This is a genomic window from Pseudomonas sp. S2_C11 (genome assembly GCF_054668395.1).
The window spans coordinates 5126828-5148795 of sequence record NZ_CP162765.1 but is presented as its reverse complement, the minus strand read 5'-3'; the positions used below and the strand labels follow the sequence as shown (position 1 = coordinate 5148795).

Sequence of the window (21968 nt, the reverse complement as noted above, 5' to 3'; positions counted from 1 at the left end):
TATGCGAGCATTGCTCGCTCCTGCAAGTGTGTAGCGGTTAAAGATGAAAACCCCCGTCTGGTTCCCCCAAAGTTTTTTCTCCCGCACCCTCTGGCTGGTGCTGATCGTCGTGCTGTTTTCCAAGGCGCTGACCCTGGTTTATCTGTTGATGAACGAGGACGTGCTGGTGGATCGCCAATACAGCCATGGTGTCGCTCTGACGCTACGCGCCTATTGGGCCGCCGACGAAGAGAACCGCGCAAAAATTGCCGATGCCGCGACCCTGATTCGGGTGGTCGGCGCCGGTGTGCCGGAAGGCGAACAGCACTGGCCGTACAGCGAAATCTACCAACGTCAGATGCAGGCGGAACTGGGTGCCGACACCGAGGTGCGTTTGCGCATGCATTCGCCGCCGGCGCTGTGGGTGAGGGCACCGAGTCTGGGCGATGGCTGGCTGAAAGTGCCGCTGTATCCACATCCGCTGCGCGGCCAGAAAATCTGGAACGTGCTCGGCTGGTTCCTCGCCATCGGCCTGTTGTCGACAGCCTCCGCATGGATTTTCGTCAGCCAGCTCAACCAGCCGTTGAAGCGCCTGGTGTATGCCGCGCGGCAACTCGGCCAGGGTCGCAGCGTACGTCTGCCGATCAGTGATACGCCGAGCGAAATGACCGAGGTTTATCGCGCCTTCAACCAGATGGCCGAGGACGTCGAACAGGCCGGGCGTGAGCGCGAGCTGATGCTGGCGGGGGTTTCCCACGACTTGCGGACACCGCTGACGCGCTTGCGCCTGTCGCTGGAACTGATGGGCGATCACACCGACCTCACCGACGACATGGTCCGCGACATCGAAGACATGGACGCGATTCTCGACCAATTCCTCGCGTTCATTCGCGACGGTCGTGACGAGTCGGTGGAAGAGGTCGACCTCAGCGATCTGGTGCGCGAAGTCGCCGCGCCATACAACCAGAACGAAGAGAAAGTGCGCCTGCGCCTGGAACCGATCCAGCCGTTTCCGCTGCGTCGGGTGTCGATGAAACGCCTGCTCAACAACCTGATCGGCAATGCCTTGAACCATGCCGGCACGGGTGTTGAAGTCGCGGCTTATGTGTCGGGAGATACCAGCGCGCCGTATGTGGTGCTGAGCGTGATGGACCGTGGCGCGGGTATTGATCCGTCCGAGCTTGAAGCGATCTTCAACCCGTTTACCCGAGGTGATCGGGCTCGCGGTGGCAAAGGCACCGGGCTGGGGCTGGCGATCGTGAAAAGGATTGCGGCGATGCATGGCGGCAATGTCGAATTGCGCAACCGGTCCGGGGGGGGACTGGAAGCGCGGGTGAGATTGCCGTTGGGATTGATGTTGCCCCGAGATGCGGTGTAACGGCGGAAAAAAGATCGCAGCCTGCGGCAGCTCCTACACGAAATGCATTCCCCTGTAGGAGCTGCCGAAGGCTGCGATCTTTTGCTTTAGCCCTTGCCCTTGGTGCGAGTCATATTCGGCCCGCCATTCTTTTCCAGATGCTCGATGATGATCCCGGCGACATTCTTGCCAGTGGTGGTTTCGATGCCTTCCAGTCCCGGCGACGAGTTCACTTCCATCACCAGCGGACCGTGATTGGAACGCAGGATATCCACACCCGCCACTGCCAGGCCCATGACCTTGGCAGCGCGTAACGCGGTCATGCGTTCTTCCGGGGTGATCTTGATCAGGCTGGCGCTGCCGCCGCGATGCAGGTTGGAACGAAACTCGCCCGGTTTGGCCTGGCGCTTCATTGCCGCGATCACCTTGTCGCCGACCACGAAGCAGCGGATATCCGCGCCGCCGGCTTCCTTGATGTATTCCTGGACCATGATGTTCTGCTTCAGGCCCATGAACGCCTCGATCACCGATTCTGCCGCCGTGGCTGTTTCGCACAGCACCACGCCGATGCCCTGGGTGCCTTCCAGTACCTTGATCACCAGCGGTGCACCGTTGACCATGGCGATCAGGTCGGGAATATCGTCCGGCGAGTGGGCAAAACCGGTGACCGGCAAACCGATGCCGCGCCGCGACAGCAGCTGCAGCGAACGCAATTTGTCCCGCGAGCGGGCAATTGCCACCGACTCGTTGAGCGGGAACACGCCCATCATTTCGAACTGACGCAACACCGCGCAGCCGTAGAACGTCACCGATGCGCCGATCCGCGGGATCACCGCGTCAAAACCTTCCAGCGGTTTGCCGCGGTAATGGATCTGCGGCTTGTGGCTGGCAATGTTCATGTAGGCGCGCAAGGTGTCGATCACCACCATTTCATGCCCGCGCTCGATTCCGGCTTCGACCAGACGGCGGGTGGAATACAGACGCGGATTACGCGACAGCACAGCGATCTTCATGCAACACCTGTGGAGGAGGTAGATACCGGGAACACCGGCTTGTCTTGTACATATTTGATGCCCGGATTGACCACCAACTGGCCATCGATCAGGGCTTTGGAACCGAGCAGCAGGCGATAGCGCATGGACTTGCGGCAGGCCAGAGTGAACTCCACCGGCCAGACCCGATCACCCAGGGCCAGCGTGGTGCTGATCACATAGCGCACCTGGGCATGGCCGTTGGAGCTCTTGATGGTTTTGCGCGTGACCAACGGCGCTTCGCAGCGCCGGTGACGCAACTGCACCACCGTGCCGAGATGCGCAGTGAAGCGCACCCATTTCTCGCCGTCGCGTTCGAAAGGCTCGATGTCGGTGGCGTGCAGGCTGGAGGTGCTGGCGCCGGTGTCGATTTTTGCGCGCAGGCCCGCAACTCCCAAACCCGGGAGCGCCACCCACTCGCGCAGACCGACAACGGTCAAATGATCAAATGTCTTCAAAGAAAAAACCAAGGGTTAACGCTTCCAGGCCTCGTCCGGCACCTGGGCCAACGCTTTGAATGCAGGTCTGGCGAACCAGTAGCCCTGCATCAGGAATATTCCACAGTCCGCGAGGAAATCCCGCTCCCCGGCGCCTTCTATGCCTTCGGCAATGACTGTAACGTCCAACTCCGCACACATTGTGACAATCCCCCGAACGATCACCTGACGGACACGGTCTTGGTCAACATCGCGGATCAGCGCCATGTCGAGTTTGATCAGGTCCGGTTGGAAATCAGCCAGCAGATTGAGCCCCGAATAGCCGGCACCAAAATCGTCGATGGCGGTCTTGAAGCCGAATTCGCGGTATTCACGCAGAATATTGGTCAAATGGCGATAATTATCTACGTGCTCGATTTCCAGAGTTTCGAAAATCAGCCGATCGATCGGAAAGTTGTGTTTGCGTGCGGCCTCCAGTGTGCTGCGAATGCATAGCTCTGGACGGTAGACGGCGTTGGGCAAAAAGTTGATCGACAAGTGTGTCTGCATATTAAGGCTCGCTGCACCTTCGATGGCGCGGGTCCGGCAGAGCTGGTCGAAACGGTAGCGGTTGTCTTCTGTAACCTGATTTAACACCGACAGAGCACCTTCCCCTGACACGCCTCGCACCAGCGCTTCGTGGGCAAATACCGATTGATCGCGCAGGTCGACAATCGGCTGGTAGGCGAAGGCAAAATCGAAATCCAGCGGTTCGCTTTGCTGGCAGCCCTGGCAACCGCCCCTGGGTGAGGTCAACGAAGTTGGAAATTTAGTCACGCGGTCACTCCAGGCCGGTCGGGCGGCGAAGATCACAGTCAATCTGGAGGGCCGAGTTCTTGCGCCCGACAGAAACGGTAGTACAGTTCCGACTACTGGCTGAGCGAGGAATTCATATGGGACAGAAGCAGGAGGAGGACGACAAGGTCCGTCTCGATAAATGGCTATGGGCGGCGCGTTTCTACAAGACGCGTGCTCTGGCCAAAGCAGCAATCGAAAGCGGCAAGGTGCATTGTCGTGGCGAGCGCTGCAAGCCGGGCAAGGAGCCGCGCATTGGTGATGAGTTCGAGATTCGCACCGGCTTCGAAGTGCGCACGGTGAGGGTCGAGGCATTGTCGATCGTGCGGCGCGGCGCGCCCGAGGCGCAGACCTTGTATGCCGAGACCGAAGCGAGTATTGCCAAGCGTGAAGCAGCTGCGGCGATGCGCCAGGCGGGCTCGTTGGGCGTGAGCACCGATGGCAAACCGAGCAAGAAACAGCGGCGGGATCTGTTCAAGTTTCGCGGTAGCAGCAACGAAGATTGAAACGTTGTGCCGGCCTCTTCGCGAGCAGGCTCGCTGCCACATTTGATCGAGGTCGTCTGTGGGAGCGAGCCTGCTCGCGAATCGAGTACGACGCGGTATCAGGCGCTACGCACCACACTCATCCGCGACAGCATCGGCAGCTTGCCCAACAGCGTGAAAACCGGCGCGGTCAGCTTCAACCAGAAGTTCGACGCGTGATAGGCAAACGGCGTGTAGTAACCCCAGCCCAACGCCCATACCGCCAGCAGCACACCACCGATGTAGTCGTCCTGACCCCAATGCGCGCCTGCCACCAGACGCGGCAACATGAACAACACGGCCAGACCCCAGACCGTTAGAAATTGTCCAACGGTGCGGCTGAACACGCCCATGAACAACGCCCAGATCAACAACACCGAGGCATGATCACCGGGAAAACTCTGGCCCGAACGGTCCTTCAGCTCCCAGGTTTTTTCCAGATGCGGAAAGTAATCGCTGATGTGCACGGCGCCCTCAAGCACCATTGACGGGCTGCTGTGCTGCCAGCCCATGTGATCGGCGAATTTGGAAAACAGCGCGCGGATCACCACCATCAGCAGCAGGATCGAGAAAAAACCGAAGAACGCACGACGCACGTCGATCGCCCTGAAAACCCAATCGCCCTTGATCAGCAGCGTCAGCAGAATCAGTCCGACGACGATGTCGAACGGGCGCAGACTTGCAATTGCCCAGATGTGGAGCCATATCGGGTTGCTGGCCAGCGGCGCATTCAACGAGCGGAACAGCCACTCGTCGAAAATCACACACAGCATCTGACCGGTAGGCCATAACCAGAAAGCCAGTAGCGCCAGCGGCACTACGTTACACAGAACCAGCCGGCCGAGGTTCCATCTTGATTGGAACAAACCCGGATTGTTCATAAAATGCCTCCCATGGCGAAAAAGCGCCGGCATCAAAAAAAGTGCCAGCAAGCGCAAATTTTCACGTTTTGTAACCATTTTGTCATCACATTCAGATACCCAGACCTATGACCGACCTAGCGGATACCGATTTCACTCAACGCTTCATCTTCGATGACAGCGACACTCGCGGCGAACTGGTAGCGCTGGAGCGCAGCTACGCCGAAGTCCTCGCCAAACACCCGTACCCGGAGCCGGTTGCGCAGTTGCTCGGCGAACTGATGGCGGCCGCGTCGTTACTGGTCGGCACGCTCAAGTTCGATGGCTTGCTGATTTTGCAGGCGCGCTCGGAAGGGCCGATTCCGCTGCTGATGATCGAGTGCTCCAGCGAGCGTGAGATCCGTGGTCTGGCGCGTTACAACGCCGAGCAGATCGCGGTTGACGCGACTCTTGCCGACTTGATGCCGAACGGCGTTCTGGCCCTGACCGTCGACCCGACTGTTGGCCAGCGCTATCAGGGCATTGTTGATCTTGACGGCGAGACACTGTCGGACTGTTTCACCAACTATTTCGTCATGTCACAACAGGTCGGCACCCGCTTCAAGCTCTTCGCCGACGGTCGTCGTGCCCGTGGCATGTTTCTGCAACAACTCCCCGCCGATCGCTTGAAAGACGAAGAGGACCGCGCCGCCAGCTGGCAGCATCTCACCGCGTTGGCCAGCACTCTGAGCGCCGATGAATTGCTCAGCCTCGACAACGAAACCGTGCTGCATCGCCTGTACCACGAAGAGCAGGTACGTCTGTTTGATGTGCAGCATCTGCGCTTCAGTTGCAGCTGCTCGCGGGAACGCTCCGGCAATGCGCTGGTCAGTCTTGGGCTGGAAGATGCGTTGGCGCTGGCCGCCGAGCAGGGCGGCAAAGTCGAGATAGATTGCCAGTTCTGCAATCAGCAGTACCTGTTCGACGCGGCCGATATTGCTCAATTGTTCGCTGGCGCGGGCGTCGATACGCCGTCAGATACCCGTCACTAAAACGGTTCAGCGCAGGTAAATTCACTGCGGAATGACGGAATATCGCCGTTACGACGGGAGGACCCTACTCTTTTTGGGCTTTTCTGGCATAATCCGGCCCACTTTTTTCGCGGTAGTAGTGCACGACTTTCTACTACAAAACGTTTGGAGCACACTCGGCCACTGGCCGACGGGGAACCTCATGACGCAAGCCAATAACGCCGTGTACACCGATCTGAGTGTTGATGATCTGGTAAAAGAAGCCCTGAATCGCGGTGAAGGCGAGCTTGCCGATACCGGCGCTCTGGTTGTTCGCACCGGTCACCGCACCGGCCGCTCGCCAGTCGACCGTTTCATCGTTGAAGAGCCTTCCACCCAGGCCGCTATTGCCTGGGGCCCGATCAACCGCAAGTTCCCGGCCGACAAGTTCGATGCCCTGTGGGCTCGCGTCGAGGCCTTCAACAACGCGCAAGAGCACTTCGTTTCCCACGTGCATGTAGGCGCGGCGGAAGATCACTACCTGGCCGTGAAAATGACCACACAGACTGCCTGGCAGAACCTGTTCGGTCGTTGCCTGTTCATCAACCCGGCCCAGTACAACCCGGCTGGCCGTGAAGAATGGCAAGTGCTCAACGTTGCCAACTTCGAGTGCGTGCCTGAGCGTGACGGCACCAACTCCGACGGTTGCGTGATCATCAACTTCGCGCAGAAGAAAGTGCTGATCGCTGGCATGCGTTACGCCGGCGAGATGAAGAAAGCCATGTTCTCGGTGCAGAACTTCCTGCTGCCGGCCGCTGACGTGCTGCCAATGCACTGCGCTGCCAACATCGGCGAAGACGGTGACGTGACCCTGTTCTTCGGTCTGTCGGGCACCGGTAAAACCACCCTGTCGGCCGACGAAAGCCGTTACCTGATCGGTGACGACGAACACGGCTGGGGCGAAGGCGTGGTGTTCAACATCGAAGGCGGTTGCTATGCCAAGTGCATCGACCTCTCCGAGAAGAACGAGCCGGTTATCTGGAAAGCCATCAAGCACGGCGCGGTGCTGGAAAACGTCGTCATCGACGACGCCAAGCACGCCGATTATGCCGATGTCAGCCTGACCCAGAACAGCCGCGCCGCCTACCCGCTGGAGCACGTTGCCAAGCGTTCCGAGAAGAACCTGGGTGGCGAGCCAAACGCGGTGATCTTCCTGACCTGCGACCTGACCGGCGTACTGCCGCCAGTGTCGATCCTCAACGAAGAGCAAGCGGCCTACCACTTCCTTTCCGGCTACACCGCACTGGTGGGCTCGACTGAAATGGGTTCGGGCAGCGGCATCAAGTCGACCTTCTCCACCTGCTTCGGCGCACCGTTCTTCCCGCGTCCGGCTGGCGAATACGCAGAACTGCTGATCAAGCGCATCCGCGGCTTCGGCTCCAAGGTCTACCTGGTCAACACCGGCTGGACCGGCGGCGGCTACGGCGTCGGCCAACGCTTCAACATCCCGACCACCCGCGCGGTGATCGCAGCGATCCAGAGCGGCGCTCTGATCGGTGCTGCCACCGAGCACCTGGACACCATCAACCTCGACGTGCCTCTGGCCGTACCAGGCGTCGACACCAACCTGCTCAACCCACGCAACACCTGGGCTGACAAGGCGGCGTACGACGAGGCAGCGAAAGCACTGGCCGGTCTGTTCATCGAGAACTTCAAGAAGTTCGAAGTGAGCGACGCGATCAAGGCGGCTGGGCCGAAGTTGTAAGTAGTAGTTTGCAGTGAATAAAAAACCGCCCTTTGGGGCGGTTTTTTCATGGGCGAAGATTTGGGTAAGCTCATCTCAACGGCGGTTCGTCACTTGCCATGTAGCAGTATTCATTCATTTTTGGCCTGATACGGCCAGAGTAATGCCACTCAACAGTACTGCAACATGATCCTCTAATTAAGGCCATTGCTGCCGTGCATGCATGACACGCAGCACTTCCACCCGGTCTTTTTTGATTGCGTAGACGATGACGTAGTTGGCGGCCGCAACGATTTCACGTGTTCCGAGGACCCTGCCCTTTCGGTACAAGGTTGGGCGCTGTCTTGCTATTTCCCCTTTTGATTCGAACATTTCATCGAGATCCGCAGCAGCGTCTGGGTTGTCCTGACCGATTCGGTCCATTATCCGGTCTCGGTCAGCAAGCGCTTCCGGGCGCCAGACCAACCTCATCAGCGCCCTCGTTGACGCAGGGCATCACGCTTGGCGGCGAATATTCGGCGAGCATCTTCATCGCTGATACTTGGCCTTGGATCATCGATGCTGATCTGCACCTGTCGCTTGAACCATTCCTCATAAGCGGCCGCTTCATGGGCTTGTTTCAACGCTTCAGAGCGATCAGGCCTGGCGTAGGTTTTCAGTTGCAGCGGGTCATAGCCGGAGGCATCCACGTTGAATTGGCTGATGCCCAAGCCCTGCAGATAGGTCACAAGCGTCTCCAGCCTCTTGAACAGGCGCACCTGACCACTGCGTTGTGCTGTCAGCGCGCATTTGCGGCTGCCTTGCCGAATCTCGACCGACCAGCCTCCTGGTTTCGCGACGATAATTGTGCCGCTCACAGAACCGTTTTCGACCAAGCGAACGAGGGCGCTGTGATCGATGATTTCAGTGCTGGCCATAAATGCGAGCCCTTCGCTGAGTAATGGCTCCCATCGTACGCAATCAATAGTAGTTTGCAAATTTTGACTCCTGGTGCTGGACACGGCGTGTGCAGCGATGATGTTTCGTTTGTTACTTAGCCGGGGGCATCTGACTTGCAGCAGGTCCCAGCCGTCCTGTGTCAGCAGGTACAGGGCGTGGGTGATGTGGGTGTCGCTGCCAAAGCAGCGACACCCACGACTATAGGTTCGCACCACCCGCTCGCGATAGCCGACAAGGCATTGCGTGAAGTAGGAACGGGACGAACAATTCGCCAGACGTTGCTACCGATTCTTAAACGCTTTTCAACGCAAATGTTGGTAGCCAGAAATATCCAGCAGGCTTGTGGTCAGTCCTGTTGCCGGCCGGTAGATCGTGCCTTTGACTGCCGAGAACGGCACGCCTTTGCTGCCCAGCGAGACATAGCGCTCGCCTTTGTCCTGTTCGGTGAAATAGGTGTAGGACTGGCTGTGCATCTTCTTGTAGCGGGCTTCGTCGCTGACGATGGTGCCGGTGAAGCGCAGCAGGTCGGCATCGCTCAGATTGAGCGTTTTGCTCAGTGGCACGCCCCAACGCTTGAGGCAGATTTCCGCCAGATGGCGAACGATGCGGCCGGGCTCGATCAGCGCATTGAGGTCGCTGCTGTTGGTGGGATCGCCGCCGAGGGCCGTGGCGTTGCCGGCGAGGGTGGCGTGGCGACCGGCCATTGGATAGATCGAGGTTTTGGTGCCGGTAGCGGTTTGCGGGATCACGCAGCTGAAGCCTTTTGAGCGCTCGTCGCGGGCATAGAAGGCGATGTATTCCTTGACGTTGGATTGAAGTTTGACGCGGTTTTCCTGGAAGTTGCCGATGCCCGGGACTGGATCAATCGCAAATATATTCACCGGAATATGTTTGAGTGCAGCGTCCTGGAACATCGCATTGGCGAGCATGTGGCAACTGATACCGCCACGGCTCCAGCCGACCAGATTGACTCGCGCGGGAATAACGCCGTTCTTGCGGAAAGTCTTGATGATCTGTTCCTGCAACTTCTGTTGCGTGATACTCCGATCGCCATAGTTATACTGGCGCCAGAACCAGGAGCCTTCCACTTTCACATCTTCAATAGGAATGCCTGCGGCTTTCAGACGGTTATATTCTAACTCGGTCAGTTGTTTACGCTGCCAGTCGCATTTGCCTTTGATAATGTTCACAGCGTGCTGCACGTTTTCATCCCAGCCTTTGCCGAACAGCGTGCCGGACAGGCCGTATTCAGAGGTCTTGGTGAACAGGTCGTCGGCTTGCATATTGCCGCTGCCAGGGCCATCGACGACGATCCACTCGGCAAATTCGCGTCCGCTGTGGTGTGCAGCGAGCGTAGAAACGATTTCGCCGTCCCAGAAGCTTTTATGTTTGTCATCAAATTTGTTGGAGCCGGTGCCGCAGAAAAATATTGTTAAAGTTGTCATTTCGTTGCTCTTGCTTATGTATAAGAGCAGTCAAGTTAGTTTTAGGTGGTGTTAAAAATAAAGGGCGCTGTTGTGTCTGCGTTTGTAATGTGAAGTTTGTTATATATGTAGCTGAGCTTTTCGAAAGTATGTCGAGGCGCTTCGATTGTTAAACGCTTGGTTTTCGCTTCCCATGTATCATTCAGTATCGATTCAACCCCGACCTTTTCTCGACTCGCTGCGATCGCCCGCTAGGCTTTGGGCATGGCAGCAGTCAAAGGAGTGACAGTAAATGCACCACACCCTGGAACAGGTTTTTGGTTATCCACAGTTTCGCCCCGGTCAGGAGGCCGCTGTCAGCGCGGTGCTGGCGGGGCGTTCGGCGGCGGCGATCTTTCCCACCGGCTCCGGCAAATCGCTTTGCTACCAACTGCCGGCACTTTTACTGCCACACCTGACATTGGTGGTCTCGCCGTTGCTGGCGTTGATGCAGGATCAACTGGCGTTTCTCAAGTCCCGCGGCATCTCGGCAGGCAGTATCGATTCGGCGCAGAGCCGCGAGGATGCCAACGACGTCATGGCCCGTGCGCGTTCGGGCGAGCTGAAAATTCTGATGATCTCCGTCGAGCGCTTGAAGAACGAGCGCTTCCGCAATTTCCTGCAGCAGGTGCCGATCTCGTTGCTGGTGGTCGACGAGGCGCACTGCATTTCCGAATGGGGCCACAACTTTCGGCCGGACTATCTGAAACTGCCCGACTACCAGCGTCAGTTCAACATTCCGCAGGCTTTGCTGCTCACCGCCACGGCGACACCAAAAGTCATCGCCGACATGCAGGCCAAATTCGCCATCGCTCCGGACGATGTAGTGACCACTGGTTTCTATCGGCCCAACCTCAATTTGCTGGTCGAGCCTGTACGCGGTCAGGACAAACGCCAGCGTCTGGTCGAATGGATGACCGAGCGTCCTGGGCAACCGAGCATTGTCTACGTGACGTTGCAGAAGACCGCCGAGCACATCGCCGAGCATCTTCAACGCAATGGAATCCAGGCCGAGGCTTACCACGCCGGTTTGCCCCACGATCAGCGTGAAGACATTCAACGCCGCTTCATGGCCGGGCAGTCCAATTGCATTGTCGCCACCATTGCCTTCGGCATGGGCATCGACAAGAGCGACATCCGCAACGTGGTGCATTTCGATCTGCCCAAATCCATCGAAAACTACAGCCAGGAAATCGGCCGCGCCGGGCGTGACGGGCAGCTCTCCGACTGCCTGGTACTGGCCAACCGCGACAGCCTCAATGTGCTGGAAAATTTCGTCTACGGTGATACACCCGAACGCGACGGGATTCATTATGTGCTCGAAGAGCTCAAAGCCTCAGTGCCGGACGGACAATGGGAGTTTTTGCTTGGGCCATTGGCGGATCAGAGCAACATTCGCTCGTTGCCGTTGAAGACTTTGCTGGTGCAGCTGGAACTGCGAGGCCTGATCGCGCCGCGCTACGCTTATTACGCTGAATACCGCTTCAAATATCTGCTTGAGCCTGAAGCATTGCTTCAGCGCTTCGAAGGCGAGCGCAGGGATTTCGTTGCGGCGATCATCAGGACGTCCACGCGAGCACGCACCTGGGCCACAGTAGATTTCGAAGCGATGTTTTCGCAGTATTCCGCCGAGCGCAATCGCGTGGTGACAGCGCTTGATTACTTCCAGGAAAAAGGCTGGGTCGAGCTTGAAAGCAAGCAAATGACCGAGGTTTACAGCCTGCTGCAAAGTGATTTTGCCAGCGACGCCCTGAGCGCTGAGCTGCACGAGTATTTCACCCGCCACGAACAGACTGAAGTGGCGCGGATTCACGCCATGCTTGAGGTGTTTGCCACCGAACGCTGCCTGGGTTATCGCCTGGCCGAGTATTTCGGTGACCACAATGCCCCCGAGCGTTGTGGCCATTGTTCGGTATGTCACGGCCAGATCGCGCGGTTGCCGGAGCCGCCGCCATTGCCGCCGCTTGTGGATAAAAACTTCGCGCAGTTGTGTGGTGAATTTATCCACAGGCATGAGCAGCAAACAGGGCGTATTCCATCGGCCGAACGTCTGACGCGATTCCTGTGCGGAATCAGCGTGCCGTTGTTCACCAAACTCAAGGCGCGGGCGATACCGGGTTTTGCTGCGTTGGAAGAATACCCCTACGCGCAGGTCCGCGAGTGGGCGCAAGAGCACCTTTGACCCCTGTAGGAGCTGCCGAAGGCTGCGATCTTTTGATGTTGATTTTTTCAAGATCAAAAGATCGCAGTCTTCGGCAGCTCCTACTTCAAGTGTCATCAAGGCAGAGCCTCCATCCATCCGCTGAATGTCGATCATCACGCTAATAAACTTCAAAAACCGCCGTTGCCTGACTAAGGTTGGAATCTGTCTTCGGGCCACCCACAAGAGAACAACATGAGCCAGACATCCTTCGAAATCCAGCAAGCTGCGGTGATCGGTGCGGGCACCATGGGCCGTGGCATCGTCATGTGCCTGGCCAATGCCGGCGTGAGCGTGCAGTGGGTGGACAACAATCCACAGATGCTTGAGCAGGCGCTGACGACGGTCGCCGAAACTTATGCACACAACGTGCGTCAGGGCCGCATCGATCAGGCCGAAGCGGATGCGCGAATGGCTCGCGTATCAGCAGCGGCGGATTACGCATCGATTCGCAATGTCGATCTGGTGATCGAAGCGGTGTACGAAAACCTTGAACTGAAGCAGAAGATCTTTCGCGAGCTGGATGGCTTGCTCAAGCCCGAGGCTTTGCTGGCGAGCAACACCTCGGCGCTGGACATCGACGCCATCGCGGCTGCGACCCGGCGCCCGGAACAGGTGCTGGGTCTGCATTTCTTCAGCCCCGCGCACATCATGAAATTGCTGGAAATCGTGCGCGGTGCGCAGACCTCGCCAGCGGCACTCGAGGCAGCGTTGTCGCTTGGCAAGCGCATGGGCAAGGTCAGTGTGGTGTCGGGCAACTGCCACGGTTTTATCGGCAACCGCATGCTGCATCCGTATGTACTGGAAGCGCGCAAGATGCTTCTCGAAGGCGCTTATCCACAGCAGGTGGATACCGCGCTGCAAGGCTTCGGCTTCGCCATGGGGCCGTTTCGCATGTACGACGTGGTTGGCATCGATCTGGAATGGCGTGCTCGGGAGCTAGCTGGCAAGGGGCAGGATGCGCCCGAAGTTCAGGTGGATAACCGCCTTTGTGAGATGGGCCGGTTCGGGCAAAAGTCCGGTAACGGTTATTACCATTATGAGCCGGGCAGTCGCCAGGCCGAGCATGATCCCGAGGTCGATGCATTGGTACTGCGGGTCAGCGAAGATCTGGGTTTCCAGCGTCGCGACATCGGTCCCGAAGAAATCGTTGAGCGCTGTTTGCTGGCTCTGGTCAACGAAGGCGCGAAGATTTTGCAGGAAGGCATTGCCGGCTCGGCCCATGACATCGATCTGGTGTACTTGAACGGCTATGGTTTTCCAGCGGATAAGGGTGGGCCGATGGCGTGGGCGGATCGGCAGGGGCTAGCGGATATTCATCAGCGCTTGCTGGCGCTGGAGACGCGGCAGGGCGATCAGTGGACGCCGGCGCGGCTGATTGGCGAACTGGCGGCGCAGGGGAAGGGGTTTGCTGATCGTTGACACCGGTCGGCTGTGCTGACGCCTTCGCGAGCAGGCTCGCTCCCACAGGTAAAGTGTTCGTCCTCACGATCAAATTCAAGTAAGAAAATGCGAGAACCCTGCATGAATCAACGCTGCGACTACCCCCACTTCCAGCCCATCACCACACGCTGGCACGACAACGACGCCTACGGTCACGTCAACAACGTTACCTACTACAGCTTCTTCGACACGGCGGTGAATACCTACCTGATTCAGGTCGGTGGCCTGGATATTCATGACGGCGAAGTGGTGGGATTCGTGGTCAGTTCCGCCTGCGATTACTTTGCCTCGATCGCTTTCCCCGATCTGATCGAGATCGGACTGCGGGTCGGCAAGCTGGGCAACAGTTCGGTGCAATATGAATTGGCTGTGTTCAAGGTCGGCGAAAGCGAGGCGTGTGCGGCGGGACGGTTCGTGCATGTGTTTGTCGATCGGGCGAGCAATCAGCCGGTGCCGATTCCTGCCGGTTTGCGCGGGGCGCTGGAGCGGCTGGTGGTCTAGACGCGCAAAAAAAATCGCAGCCCAAAAGCTGCGATTTTTTGTTCAAGCCTTCGCCTTAGTGGTGGCGATAGTACTTGTGATGCTTGCGGTGGCCGTAGGCATGGCCGCGACCTGGATGACCACGGTCGCGGTAGTAGCGACGGTCATCATGGCGACGGTCGTAACGACGATCATCGTCGTCACTCTTGTTGCCCATGTAGTTACCCAGTGCGCCACCTGCGCCGCCACCAGCGGCGGAGCCGATCAGGCTGCCGGTGGTGCCGCCGAGACTACGGCCAACCACGTTACCGCCGGCTGCACCCAGTGCACCGCCGATGGCCGCTTCGCCACGGCTGCGCTTGTCTGCACCGACCGCACTACCACCCGCGCCGCCCAGGGCTGCGCCGATGGTGGAACCTGTATTGCCGCCTAACGATTGACCGACGACCGAGCCAAGAACCCCGCCCAATGCGCCGCCCACACCTGCTTCGGTGGTGCCTCCGGCAGAAGCGAAGCCACTGACCAGGCCAAGGGACAACAAGAGAATCGAGGAGAACTTCATAGAGGATGAGCCTCAAAGGGATGACGGCGCCGATCCTGAAGCTCTGCAATGGGCGTGACAATCAAAATCCGACGAATAACACGACTTGTATACAATATTGCAAGTTACTGTTTTTTCACCGGAACTTAACCGATTTTCGCCGGTCTTTAGCTACTTCGGACAGGCCGTTTTCATGCAGAAACGGCCTTTTTTGTGGGCGGTCGAAAATCTTTGCCACGGCAGATCTGTTGACAGGTCGATCGCATTCGCGAGCAGGCTCGCTCCCACCTTTGAAATGCATTCCAAGTGTAGGAGCGAGCCTGCTCGCGAAGGGGCCGGATCTGGCTCCGCGGTTAAGCGGATTTAGCCATGATCAACCCAGTCTCACTCGCCGCTTCCAGCCGGATCGCAATGAACTTCGACGTCGGCGTGTGGCTGCCATCCCCCGTACTTTCCAGCGGCACCAGCGGATTGACCTCCGGATAGTACGCCGCCGCCTGCCCCGCAGGAATATCGAACGCCAACAATGTAAAACCTTTCACCCGACGCTCGCGACCGTCGTCCCAGATCGACACGATGTCGGCCTTCTGCCCAGGACGGAAGCCCAGGCGAATGATGTCGGCCTCGTTGGCGAACAGCACGTCACGCTGGCCCTTCACGCCACGGTAGCGGTCGTCGAGACCATAGATCGTCGTGTTGTACTGATCGTGGGAACGCATCGATTGCAGGATCAGATCCGGCACCTGCCCAGTGGCACGGGTGCGTTCGTGAACCAGATCTTTCGGCAACTGGTTGGCGCGGAAATTGGCACGGCCCGATGGCGTGTTCCACTTGCGGGCGCCAGCCGAGTTGCCCAGATAGAAGCCGCCCGGGTTTTTGATCTTGTCGTTGAAGTCTTTGAAACTCGGGATGGTGTCGGCGATCAGTTCGCGAATGCGCCCGTAATCGGCTACCAGCCAGTTCCAGTCCACCGGTTGGCTGCCCAACGTCGCGGCAGCGATGCCGGCGATGATCGACGGCTCCGAGCGCATCTGGTTCGACAGCGGCTGCAACTGGCCGTTGGAAGCGTGGACCATGCTGAACGAGTCTTCCACAGTCACCGCTTGCGGGCCTTCGGTCTGGATGTCGATGTCGGTACGGCCCAGGCACGGCAGGATCAGCGCGTCTTTACCGTGAGCGAGGTGGCTGCGGTTGAGTTTGGTGCTGATCTGCACAGTCAGGTCACAGTTGCTCAGCGCTTCGAAGGTGCGTGAGCTGTCCGGCGTGGCTTGGGCGAAGTTGCCGCCCAAGCCGATGAACACCTTGGCGCGACCTTCGGCCATCGCATGGATTGCCTCGACCACGTTGTGACCGTTATGACGCGGCACCTTGAACTGGAAGCGACGCTCCAGCGAATCGAGGAACGCCACCGGTGGACGCTCGTTGATGCCCATGGTGCGGTCGCCCTGCACGTTGCTGTGACCACGCACCGGGCACAGACCGGCGCCAGGTTTGCCGATATTGCCGCGCAGCAGCATCAGATTGGCGATTTCCTGAATGGTCGGCACCGAATGACGGTGCTGGGTGATGCCCATGGCCCAGCACATGATCACGTTCTTGCCTTTGGCGTACATGCGCGCTGCTTGCTCGATCTCGACCAGGGTCAGGCCCGATTGCTCGACGATCTGCTCCCACGAGGTATCGTCGACCGTGGCGAGGTACTCCAGCACGTTGGCGCTGTGAGCATTGAGGAAGTCATGGTCGAACACCGCCGGCTCGCCCGCCTTCTGCGCATCGCGTTCCCATTGCAGGAGGAACTTGGCCATGCCGCGCAGCACCGCCATGTCGCCGCCGAGTGCCGGGCGGAAGTACGCAGTGTTGGTCGGCTTGTCGCCGTTGGTGAGCATTTCGATCGGGTGCTGGGGATGCTGAAAACGCTCCAGACCGCGCTCTTTCAGCGGATTGATGCACACCACCTGGGCGCCGCGTTTCACCGCTTCACGCAACGGTTCGAGCATGCGCGGATGGTTGGTGCCGGGGTTCTGGCCCCAGACGAAAATCGCGTCGGCGTGTTCGAAGTCGTCGAAGGTCACCGTGCCTTTGCCGACCCCGACACTCTGCGCCAACGCTACGCCGCTGGCCTCGTGGCACATGTTCGAACAGTCAGGGAAATTGTTGGTGCCGTAAGCCCGCACGAACAGTTGATACAGATACGCCGCTTCGTTGCTGGCGCGCCCCGAGGTGTAGAACTCAGCCTGATCCGGGCTTGGCAGGTTGCGCAGGTGCTTGCCGATCAGAGCGAAGGCATCTTCCCAACTGATCGGCTTGTAGCGATCGGACTCGGCGTCGTAGACCATCGGCTCGGTCAGGCGACCCTGATATTCCAGCCAATAATCGCTTTGTTCCAACAGGGAAGTGACGCTGTGCTTGGCGAAGAATTTCGCGTCGACGCGACGCTTGGTCGCTTCCCAGTTCACCGCTTTGGCGCCGTTCTCGCAGAACTTGACCATGCCGCTCTCCGGCGAATCACCCCAAGCGCAACCCGGGCAGTCGAAGCCGCCGTTCTGGTTGGTCTTGAGCATCATGCGCAGGTTTTTCAGGGCGTTGTCGCTGGTCAGCCACGCCTGGGCCACACTGATCAGGGCGCCCCAGCCGCCGGCGGCACCTTTGTAAGGCTTGTAGCGCGGGACAGGTTTCTGGTCGGCTTGATGATGTTGGCTCACGCTTGATTCTCCATCGCGGGGCTGTACACCCGCGGCGCACTTTTCTGCGGCAGGTGGATGAGATTGAGGTTATGGCGCCGGGCCCATTGCACGGCCAGGCCGGTAGGCGCCGACAGGCTGACCAGGGTCTGGATGCCGGCACGCAAGACTTTCTGGATCAATTCGAGGCTGCAACGGCTGGTGACGATCGCCAGCCCGCCCTCTGTGGATATCTTCTGGCGGATCAGTCCGCCGATCAGCTTGTCCAGCGCGTTATGCCGACCGATGTCTTCACGACCGAGCAGCAGTTCACCACTGGCGTTCATGAACACCGCCGCATGCACCGCGCCGCAGTGCTGACCGAGCGGCTGAAAAGCGCCGATGCGCTGGCGCAAACCGTCGAGCCATTCGATCGGTGGCAAGGCTGCGCCCGGCAACACCTTGAGCTCAGGCAGCGCCTGTTCGACGGCTTCGACGCCGCACAGTCCGCAGCCGCTGGTGCCGGCCAACTGCCGACGCTGCTGTTTGAGGTTCCAGAATGCGCGATTGGCGATGGTCACTTGCGCGTATTGCGCCGAGCCTGCGCCTGTCAGTTGCAGATCGTAGATATCGCTGGCGTCTTCGATGATGCCGCTGCCGAGGCTGAAGCCGACGATGAAATCTTCAAGGTCGGTCGGGGTCACCAGCATCACCGCCTGGCTGATGCCGTTGTAGGCGATCGCCAACGCGACTTCCTCGGCCAGCGCGGTGCTGGCCGATGCCTCAAAGGGTAGATCGCTGTAGCTGTAGGTCTGGCTGGCGGCTGGCGCGGGCGTTTCAATTGCTGGCGCCGCGCAGGCTGGGCGCTTGGCGTTCATGGCATCACCGACGGTTTGATCTAGGTCAAGACTAGGCGCGGCAAGTTGTCGCGTCTAATCGCTATTACCGATCTACCGATAGATGCCGTCGATCAAGCGTCTTTTGACGATTTCTGATAAAGCGCGAAACAGGCTTCTGCCAGCGCTGAACGCGGCGCCCCACGGCGCATGATCAGGCCCAGCGGGGCGAGGGTGTGGGCATTTTCGATCGGTTGCAGGCGCAGGTGATCGGCGAGGGTTTCCGCGCCGCCGTCGAGGGGCATGATTGCGCAGCAAAAACCGCCGTGGACTGCTTGCAGCAGTTGATGCACGGCGTCGGTTTGCAACAGCGGTTGCGGCGTCAGGCCACGGCTGTGGAAGTTGTGGTCGATGGACTGGCGAAAATGCATGCCGCTGGTGAGCATGCACAGCGGCAGTTCGATCAGCGATTCCCAGCTCAGGGGTTCATCGCCGAAACTGAACGAGCGCTCGTCATAGAGCAGGCCCATGCGCGTCTCGTTGAAGGCCAGCGAATCGAAGCGCTCGCTGTCCAGACGCTCCAGATACGACACGCCAATGTCGATGCGGTTGTTCGCCAGGTGTTCGAGCACCTGCTCGGAGCTCAGCGAAGACAGCTCGAAACGCAGGTCCGGGTGCGCCGCGTGCAGTCGTTGCATCAGCGGCAAGGGATCGAAACTCGACAGCGGCACCACGCCCAGGCGCAGCGTACCGATCAGATTGCCGCGACAGGCCGCCGCTTCCGCCTGCAAGCCGTCATAGGCTGCCAGCACCGTACGCGCCCACGCCAGCACGCGTTCGCCCGGTGCGGTGAAGCCTTCGAAGCGCTGGCCGCGATTGACCAATGGCAGGTCGAGTTCTTCCTCGAGGCTGCGCAAGCGCATCGACAGGGTCGGCTGGGTGATGTGGCAGCGCGCGGCGGCCTGGCCGAAATGGCGGGTTTCGTCGAGGGCGATGAGGAATTTCAGTTGCTTGATGTCCATCTTCGCTCCGGGCGGTTGGCGGGGTGTGGCGATTCTACCGCCAGCGGCGCGGCAGCGTCATTGGTCGGACTGGAACCGGGTTTGGCCGGGGTGGTCTAGGCTTGGACGACTGGAACCCAAATCAAGGAGTGTGCGCTATGAGTCTGTTGAGCTTTGTGAAAGAGGCCGGTGAGAAGCTGATTGATCTGTTGACCCCAGGCAATGCCAATGCGAGTGAGCAGTTGAAGGAACATATCAGCAAGGTCGGGTTGGGCAATCCCAACGTGCAGGCGACCGTGGATGGCGACAAGGTGACGGTGACCGGTGAAGTGGCGAGCCAGGAAGAGAAGGAAAAGATTCTGCTCGCGGTGGGCAACATTGCGGGCGTAGGCAGTGTCGATGATCAGATCACGGTGACCGGACCGGTCGTCGTGGCTGCCGAGTTTGTCGAGGTCAAGGCAGGTGACACGCTCAGTGCGATCTCCCTGCGCGTCTATGGCAATGCCAACCAGTACCAGAAAATCTTCGATGCCAACAAACCGATGCTCAAGGATGTGAACAAGATCTATCCGGGACAAAAACTGCGCATTCCGAAATAACGCAATCATGTAGGAGCTGCCGAAGGCTGCGATCTTTTGACTTGGACTTTAAAAAAAGCAGATCAAAAGATCGCAGCCTGCGGCAGCTCCTTGTATGTTCCCCACACACCAGCATGAATGAGATCTAAGCTCGCTGGTGCGACATACGAAGATGTGTTTCTGGGGGAGACCGATCGCTCCTTAAGGCAGGACTTGCTCCTGACCTTGTATGTAGAGAGGTCCCCCCGCCTCATTGCCCACCACGAAGAGTATCGAGAAGCCGACGAGTCGGACTTCGCATTACAAGGTTGCAGTGGCATGAAGTTCGAGGTCAGGGGAACCAGGAAGCATTTTTAACTCAGTTCTCTTGGAGTTGAAAGCATGAACATGCACGTCGGCTTGGATGTGGGATCTCGCACTACAGCGATGGGCTGGCGCAATGGCGGCCGCTTTGCAGGTCAGTGCAATATCGACCAGACACCGGCGGGGCGCAAAGCTGCTGTCGGCAAATTGCTTGAGCTCAAGCCTATGTCTGTGGTGATGGAAGCCACAGGAATCTACTATCTGGACTTGGCCATGGAGCTCGCTGCGGCGGGTTTGCCAGTCTCGGTTATCAATCCGAAGAGTTTTCACAACTTTGCAAAACTGATGCTGAAAAACAGCAAAACGGACGCAATCGATGCCCAGTTATTAGCTGAGTACGGCGAACGCATGAGCCCAAGGTTGTGGACGCCGCCCACTTCAATACAGCTTGAGCTACGCGCTATCGGTCGCCACATCAATCGTTTGACGGGTCATCGCACCCGCGCCAAAAACGAGCTGCATGCACTAAAAGCCACTCAAACAACTCTTCTGATGCTGATTGAAGACGAAGAAGAAGCCATCAACGCCTTTGACAAACGAATCGAGCGTTTCCGACTAGCGGGTCGTGCATTGATCGACAACTGCCCAACGTTGAGCGCCCAGTTCGCCCACATGATCGCCGCCCCTGGCATGGGTGAGATCTCAGTATTTGCGGCGCTGGCTGAACTGACGACCTTACCGGTAACGCTCAAGTCAGCGCAGGTCAGCCGCCATGCCGGACTCGATGTCCGACTCACGCAATCAGGCACCAGCATTGATAAACCCGGCCGGATAAGTAAGGGCGGCAATGCCTATTTGCGATCAGCGATGTACATGCCTGCGCTGACCGCCATACGTTGCGACCCGAACGTTAAAGCGTTTTACGAAGCCTTGGTGGCTCGAGGAAAGAGGAAGATGCAGGCTATTGTCGCAGTCATGCGCAAATACCTGACCGGACTATGGGCCTGCATGCGGGCAGGCGAAGACTTCAGTACAGCCAAGCTTTTTAGCGATAAACACACCCAAAAAGCTTGACCGTGAACAGAGTATCTACAGGGGTCAAAGCCCTGCAATCAAATCGCGGTAATTCTCGACTGCGGCAAACTCCGCTGTGTCCTTCGGCCCTTTGCGGCTGTCCGGTTCTTTCACCGCCAGCAAGTGCGCCACGCCAAAATCCCGCGCACTGCGCAGGATCGGCAAGGTGTCGTCGATAAACAGGCTGCGCGCCGGATCAAAACCGATGTCCGCCTGCAAGGCATCCCAGAACTGCGGGTTCTCCTTGGGATAACCGTAGTCATGCGAGCTGATCAGCCGCTCGAAGTACGGCGCCAGTTCGATCCGTTCCAGTTTCAACGACAGCGAATCGCGGTGCGCGTTGGTGATCATGATCACCCGTTTGCCGGCGCGTTTGATTGCGCCGAGAAAGGTATCGGCATCGGCGCGCAGGGCGATCAAGTGGGCAGTTTCCTGTTTCAGTTCACGCACCGACAATTTCAGTTCTGCGCTCCAGAAATCCAGGCAGTACCACTGCAACTGGCCAGCGTGGCGCTCGAACAACGGCTGCAATTCCAGCTCGGCCATGGCCCGGCTGATGCCGTGCAGTTCGGCGTAGCGTTGGGGCAGGTGTTCGAGCCAGAAATGGTTGTCGAAGTGCAGATCCAGCAGCGTGCCGTCCATGTCGAGCAGAACGGTATCGATGTCGGACCACGGTAAAGAAGGCATGGCAACGT

At 58.7% G+C, this 21968-nt stretch carries 21 protein-coding genes; 9 read left to right on the top strand and 12 right to left on the bottom strand.

Translation table 11 applies throughout. The features are described from left to right. Positions 1-43: 43 nt before the first annotated feature. Positions 44-1357, top strand: coding sequence for an ATP-binding protein (locus AB4N48_RS23180; protein WP_016770645.1), 1314 nt, complete (start codon positions 44-46; stop codon positions 1355-1357). Between the two features lie 86 nt (positions 1358-1443). Here AB4N48_RS23180 and rimK read toward each other — a convergent pair whose 3' ends face one another. Genes rimK through rimA form a run of 3 tightly spaced genes read right to left on the bottom strand, consistent with a single transcriptional unit; the run spans position 1444 to position 3620 of the window. Then, the gene (gene rimK, locus AB4N48_RS23175) at positions 1444-2349 is read right to left on the bottom strand and encodes a 30S ribosomal protein S6--L-glutamate ligase (protein ID WP_024011184.1); all 906 of its coding nucleotides are present in this window, start codon (positions 2347-2349) and stop codon (positions 1444-1446) included. Further along, positions 2346-2825 (bottom strand): retropepsin-like aspartic endopeptidase RimB, encoded by a 480-nt coding sequence (gene rimB, locus AB4N48_RS23170; protein ID WP_016772184.1) that lies wholly within the window; start codon positions 2823-2825, stop codon positions 2346-2348. Before rimB ends, rimK begins: the two co-directional genes overlap by 4 nt. A gap of 15 nt (positions 2826-2840) precedes the next feature. Next, positions 2841-3620 (bottom strand): S6 modification regulatory phosphodiesterase RimA, encoded by a 780-nt coding sequence (rimA, locus tag AB4N48_RS23165; protein WP_323620221.1) that lies wholly within the window; start codon positions 3618-3620, stop codon positions 2841-2843. A 116-nt stretch (positions 3621-3736) separates the two neighbouring features. Here rimA and AB4N48_RS23160 point away from each other — a divergent pair, with 116 nt between their 5' ends. Further along, a complete protein-coding gene (locus AB4N48_RS23160; protein WP_460094378.1) occupies positions 3737-4144 on the top strand; it encodes an RNA-binding S4 domain-containing protein in 408 nt (135 codons plus the stop codon). Between the two features lie 98 nt (positions 4145-4242). On the opposite strand, the gene AB4N48_RS23155 is transcribed toward AB4N48_RS23160, so the two are convergent. Continuing rightward, on the bottom strand, positions 4243-5043 hold the full coding sequence (locus AB4N48_RS23155; RefSeq protein WP_130887608.1) for a phosphatase PAP2 family protein: 801 nt from the start codon (positions 5041-5043) through the stop codon (positions 4243-4245). 107 nt (positions 5044-5150) lie between these two features. On the opposite strand from AB4N48_RS23155, the gene hslO reads away from it, so the two are divergent. After that, positions 5151-6053, top strand: a complete 903-nt coding sequence (gene hslO, locus AB4N48_RS23150; RefSeq protein WP_460094376.1) for an Hsp33 family molecular chaperone HslO — start codon at positions 5151-5153, stop codon at positions 6051-6053. Positions 6054-6234: 181 nt separating this feature from the next. Continuing rightward, positions 6235-7776, top strand: coding sequence for a phosphoenolpyruvate carboxykinase (locus AB4N48_RS23145; RefSeq protein WP_016772179.1), 1542 nt, complete (start codon positions 6235-6237; stop codon positions 7774-7776). 177 nt (positions 7777-7953) lie between these two features. Here the strand turns inward: AB4N48_RS23145 and AB4N48_RS23140 are convergent, their stop codons facing one another. From AB4N48_RS23140 to AB4N48_RS23130, 3 genes are all read right to left on the bottom strand, one after another. Beyond that, entirely contained in the window at positions 7954-8226 is a 273-nt protein-coding gene (locus AB4N48_RS23140) for a type II toxin-antitoxin system RelE/ParE family toxin (protein ID WP_056787114.1), read from the bottom strand. After that, on the bottom strand, positions 8226-8672 hold the full coding sequence (locus AB4N48_RS23135; protein ID WP_056787116.1) for an antitoxin PaaA2 family protein: 447 nt from the start codon (positions 8670-8672) through the stop codon (positions 8226-8228). Before AB4N48_RS23135 ends, AB4N48_RS23140 begins: the two co-directional genes overlap by 1 nt. Positions 8673-8996: 324 nt before the next feature. Continuing rightward, a complete protein-coding gene (locus tag AB4N48_RS23130) occupies positions 8997-10139 on the bottom strand; it encodes a lipase family protein (RefSeq protein WP_252887128.1) in 1143 nt (380 codons plus the stop codon). Positions 10140-10410: 271 nt separating this feature from the next. On the opposite strand from AB4N48_RS23130, the gene AB4N48_RS23125 reads away from it, so the two are divergent. The 3 genes from AB4N48_RS23125 (at position 10411) to AB4N48_RS23115 (ending at position 14301) form a co-directional block, all read left to right on the top strand. Further along, complete coding sequence (locus tag AB4N48_RS23125) at positions 10411-12339, top strand: RecQ family ATP-dependent DNA helicase (protein WP_305381982.1); 1929 nt, start codon at positions 10411-10413, stop codon at positions 12337-12339. A gap of 213 nt (positions 12340-12552) precedes the next feature. Then, positions 12553-13779, top strand: a complete 1227-nt coding sequence (locus AB4N48_RS23120; RefSeq protein ID WP_460094374.1) for a 3-hydroxyacyl-CoA dehydrogenase — start codon at positions 12553-12555, stop codon at positions 13777-13779. Between the two features lie 102 nt (positions 13780-13881). Beyond that, complete coding sequence (locus AB4N48_RS23115; protein ID WP_071174077.1) at positions 13882-14301, top strand: acyl-CoA thioesterase; 420 nt, start codon at positions 13882-13884, stop codon at positions 14299-14301. A 55-nt stretch (positions 14302-14356) separates the two neighbouring features. Here the strand turns inward: AB4N48_RS23115 and AB4N48_RS23110 are convergent, their stop codons facing one another. The 4 genes from AB4N48_RS23110 to AB4N48_RS23095 all read right to left on the bottom strand — a co-directional run bounded on the left by AB4N48_RS23110 (position 14357) and on the right by AB4N48_RS23095 (position 19339). Continuing rightward, positions 14357-14842 (bottom strand): glycine zipper domain-containing protein, encoded by a 486-nt coding sequence (locus AB4N48_RS23110; RefSeq protein WP_039756448.1) that lies wholly within the window; start codon positions 14840-14842, stop codon positions 14357-14359. Positions 14843-15174: 332 nt separating this feature from the next. After that, positions 15175-17523 (bottom strand): FdhF/YdeP family oxidoreductase, encoded by a 2349-nt coding sequence (locus tag AB4N48_RS23105; protein WP_056787127.1) that lies wholly within the window; start codon positions 17521-17523, stop codon positions 15175-15177. Next, positions 17520-18359, bottom strand: coding sequence for a formate dehydrogenase accessory sulfurtransferase FdhD (fdhD, locus tag AB4N48_RS23100; RefSeq protein ID WP_071174078.1), 840 nt, complete (start codon positions 18357-18359; stop codon positions 17520-17522). Before fdhD ends, AB4N48_RS23105 begins: the two co-directional genes overlap by 4 nt. A 92-nt stretch (positions 18360-18451) precedes the next feature. Further along, positions 18452-19339: a LysR family transcriptional regulator gene (locus AB4N48_RS23095; protein WP_252868618.1), complete on the bottom strand. Its 888-nt coding sequence runs from the start codon at positions 19337-19339 to the stop codon at positions 18452-18454. 137 nt (positions 19340-19476) lie between these two features. On the opposite strand from AB4N48_RS23095, the gene lysM reads away from it, so the two are divergent. Then, a complete protein-coding gene (gene lysM, locus AB4N48_RS23090; protein ID WP_123585632.1) occupies positions 19477-19917 on the top strand; it encodes a peptidoglycan-binding protein LysM in 441 nt (146 codons plus the stop codon). A 360-nt stretch (positions 19918-20277) separates the two neighbouring features. Further along, a complete protein-coding gene (locus AB4N48_RS23085) occupies positions 20278-21273 on the top strand; it encodes an IS110 family RNA-guided transposase (protein ID WP_460066159.1) in 996 nt (331 codons plus the stop codon). Between the two features lie 24 nt (positions 21274-21297). Here AB4N48_RS23085 and yrfG read toward each other — a convergent pair whose 3' ends face one another. Next, the gene (yrfG, locus tag AB4N48_RS23080) at positions 21298-21960 is read right to left on the bottom strand and encodes a GMP/IMP nucleotidase (RefSeq protein WP_460094372.1); all 663 of its coding nucleotides are present in this window, start codon (positions 21958-21960) and stop codon (positions 21298-21300) included. Between the last annotated feature and the right edge of the window lie 8 nt (positions 21961-21968).

What these genes read in the sequence shown, in the direction of transcription:
- AB4N48_RS23140 (WP_056787114.1), bottom strand. Translation starts at nt 8,226, where the DNA reads ATGAGGTTGGTCTGGCGCCCGGAAGCGCTTGCTGACCGAGACCGGATA.
- AB4N48_RS23155 (WP_130887608.1), bottom strand. Translation starts at nt 5,043, where the DNA reads ATGAACAATCCGGGTTTGTTCCAATCAAGATGGAACCTCGGCCGGCTG.
- AB4N48_RS23115 (WP_071174077.1), top strand. Translation starts at nt 13,882, where the DNA reads ATGAATCAACGCTGCGACTACCCCCACTTCCAGCCCATCACCACACGC.
- AB4N48_RS23135 (WP_056787116.1), bottom strand. Translation starts at nt 8,672, where the DNA reads ATGGCCAGCACTGAAATCATCGATCACAGCGCCCTCGTTCGCTTGGTC.
- AB4N48_RS23145 (WP_016772179.1), top strand. Translation starts at nt 6,235, where the DNA reads ATGACGCAAGCCAATAACGCCGTGTACACCGATCTGAGTGTTGATGAT.
- yrfG (WP_460094372.1), bottom strand. Translation starts at nt 21,960, where the DNA reads ATGCCTTCTTTACCGTGGTCCGACATCGATACCGTTCTGCTCGACATG.
- AB4N48_RS23125 (WP_305381982.1), top strand. Translation starts at nt 10,411, where the DNA reads ATGCACCACACCCTGGAACAGGTTTTTGGTTATCCACAGTTTCGCCCC.
- lysM (WP_123585632.1), top strand. Translation starts at nt 19,477, where the DNA reads ATGAGTCTGTTGAGCTTTGTGAAAGAGGCCGGTGAGAAGCTGATTGAT.
- AB4N48_RS23120 (WP_460094374.1), top strand. Translation starts at nt 12,553, where the DNA reads ATGAGCCAGACATCCTTCGAAATCCAGCAAGCTGCGGTGATCGGTGCG.
- hslO (WP_460094376.1), top strand. Translation starts at nt 5,151, where the DNA reads ATGACCGACCTAGCGGATACCGATTTCACTCAACGCTTCATCTTCGAT.
- rimK (WP_024011184.1), bottom strand. Translation starts at nt 2,349, where the DNA reads ATGAAGATCGCTGTGCTGTCGCGTAATCCGCGTCTGTATTCCACCCGC.
- AB4N48_RS23095 (WP_252868618.1), bottom strand. Translation starts at nt 19,339, where the DNA reads ATGGACATCAAGCAACTGAAATTCCTCATCGCCCTCGACGAAACCCGC.
- AB4N48_RS23110 (WP_039756448.1), bottom strand. Translation starts at nt 14,842, where the DNA reads ATGAAGTTCTCCTCGATTCTCTTGTTGTCCCTTGGCCTGGTCAGTGGC.
- AB4N48_RS23130 (WP_252887128.1), bottom strand. Translation starts at nt 10,139, where the DNA reads ATGACAACTTTAACAATATTTTTCTGCGGCACCGGCTCCAACAAATTT.
- fdhD (WP_071174078.1), bottom strand. Translation starts at nt 18,359, where the DNA reads ATGAACGCCAAGCGCCCAGCCTGCGCGGCGCCAGCAATTGAAACGCCC.
- AB4N48_RS23085 (WP_460066159.1), top strand. Translation starts at nt 20,278, where the DNA reads ATGAACATGCACGTCGGCTTGGATGTGGGATCTCGCACTACAGCGATG.
- AB4N48_RS23160 (WP_460094378.1), top strand. Translation starts at nt 3,737, where the DNA reads ATGGGACAGAAGCAGGAGGAGGACGACAAGGTCCGTCTCGATAAATGG.
- AB4N48_RS23180 (WP_016770645.1), top strand. Translation starts at nt 44, where the DNA reads ATGAAAACCCCCGTCTGGTTCCCCCAAAGTTTTTTCTCCCGCACCCTC.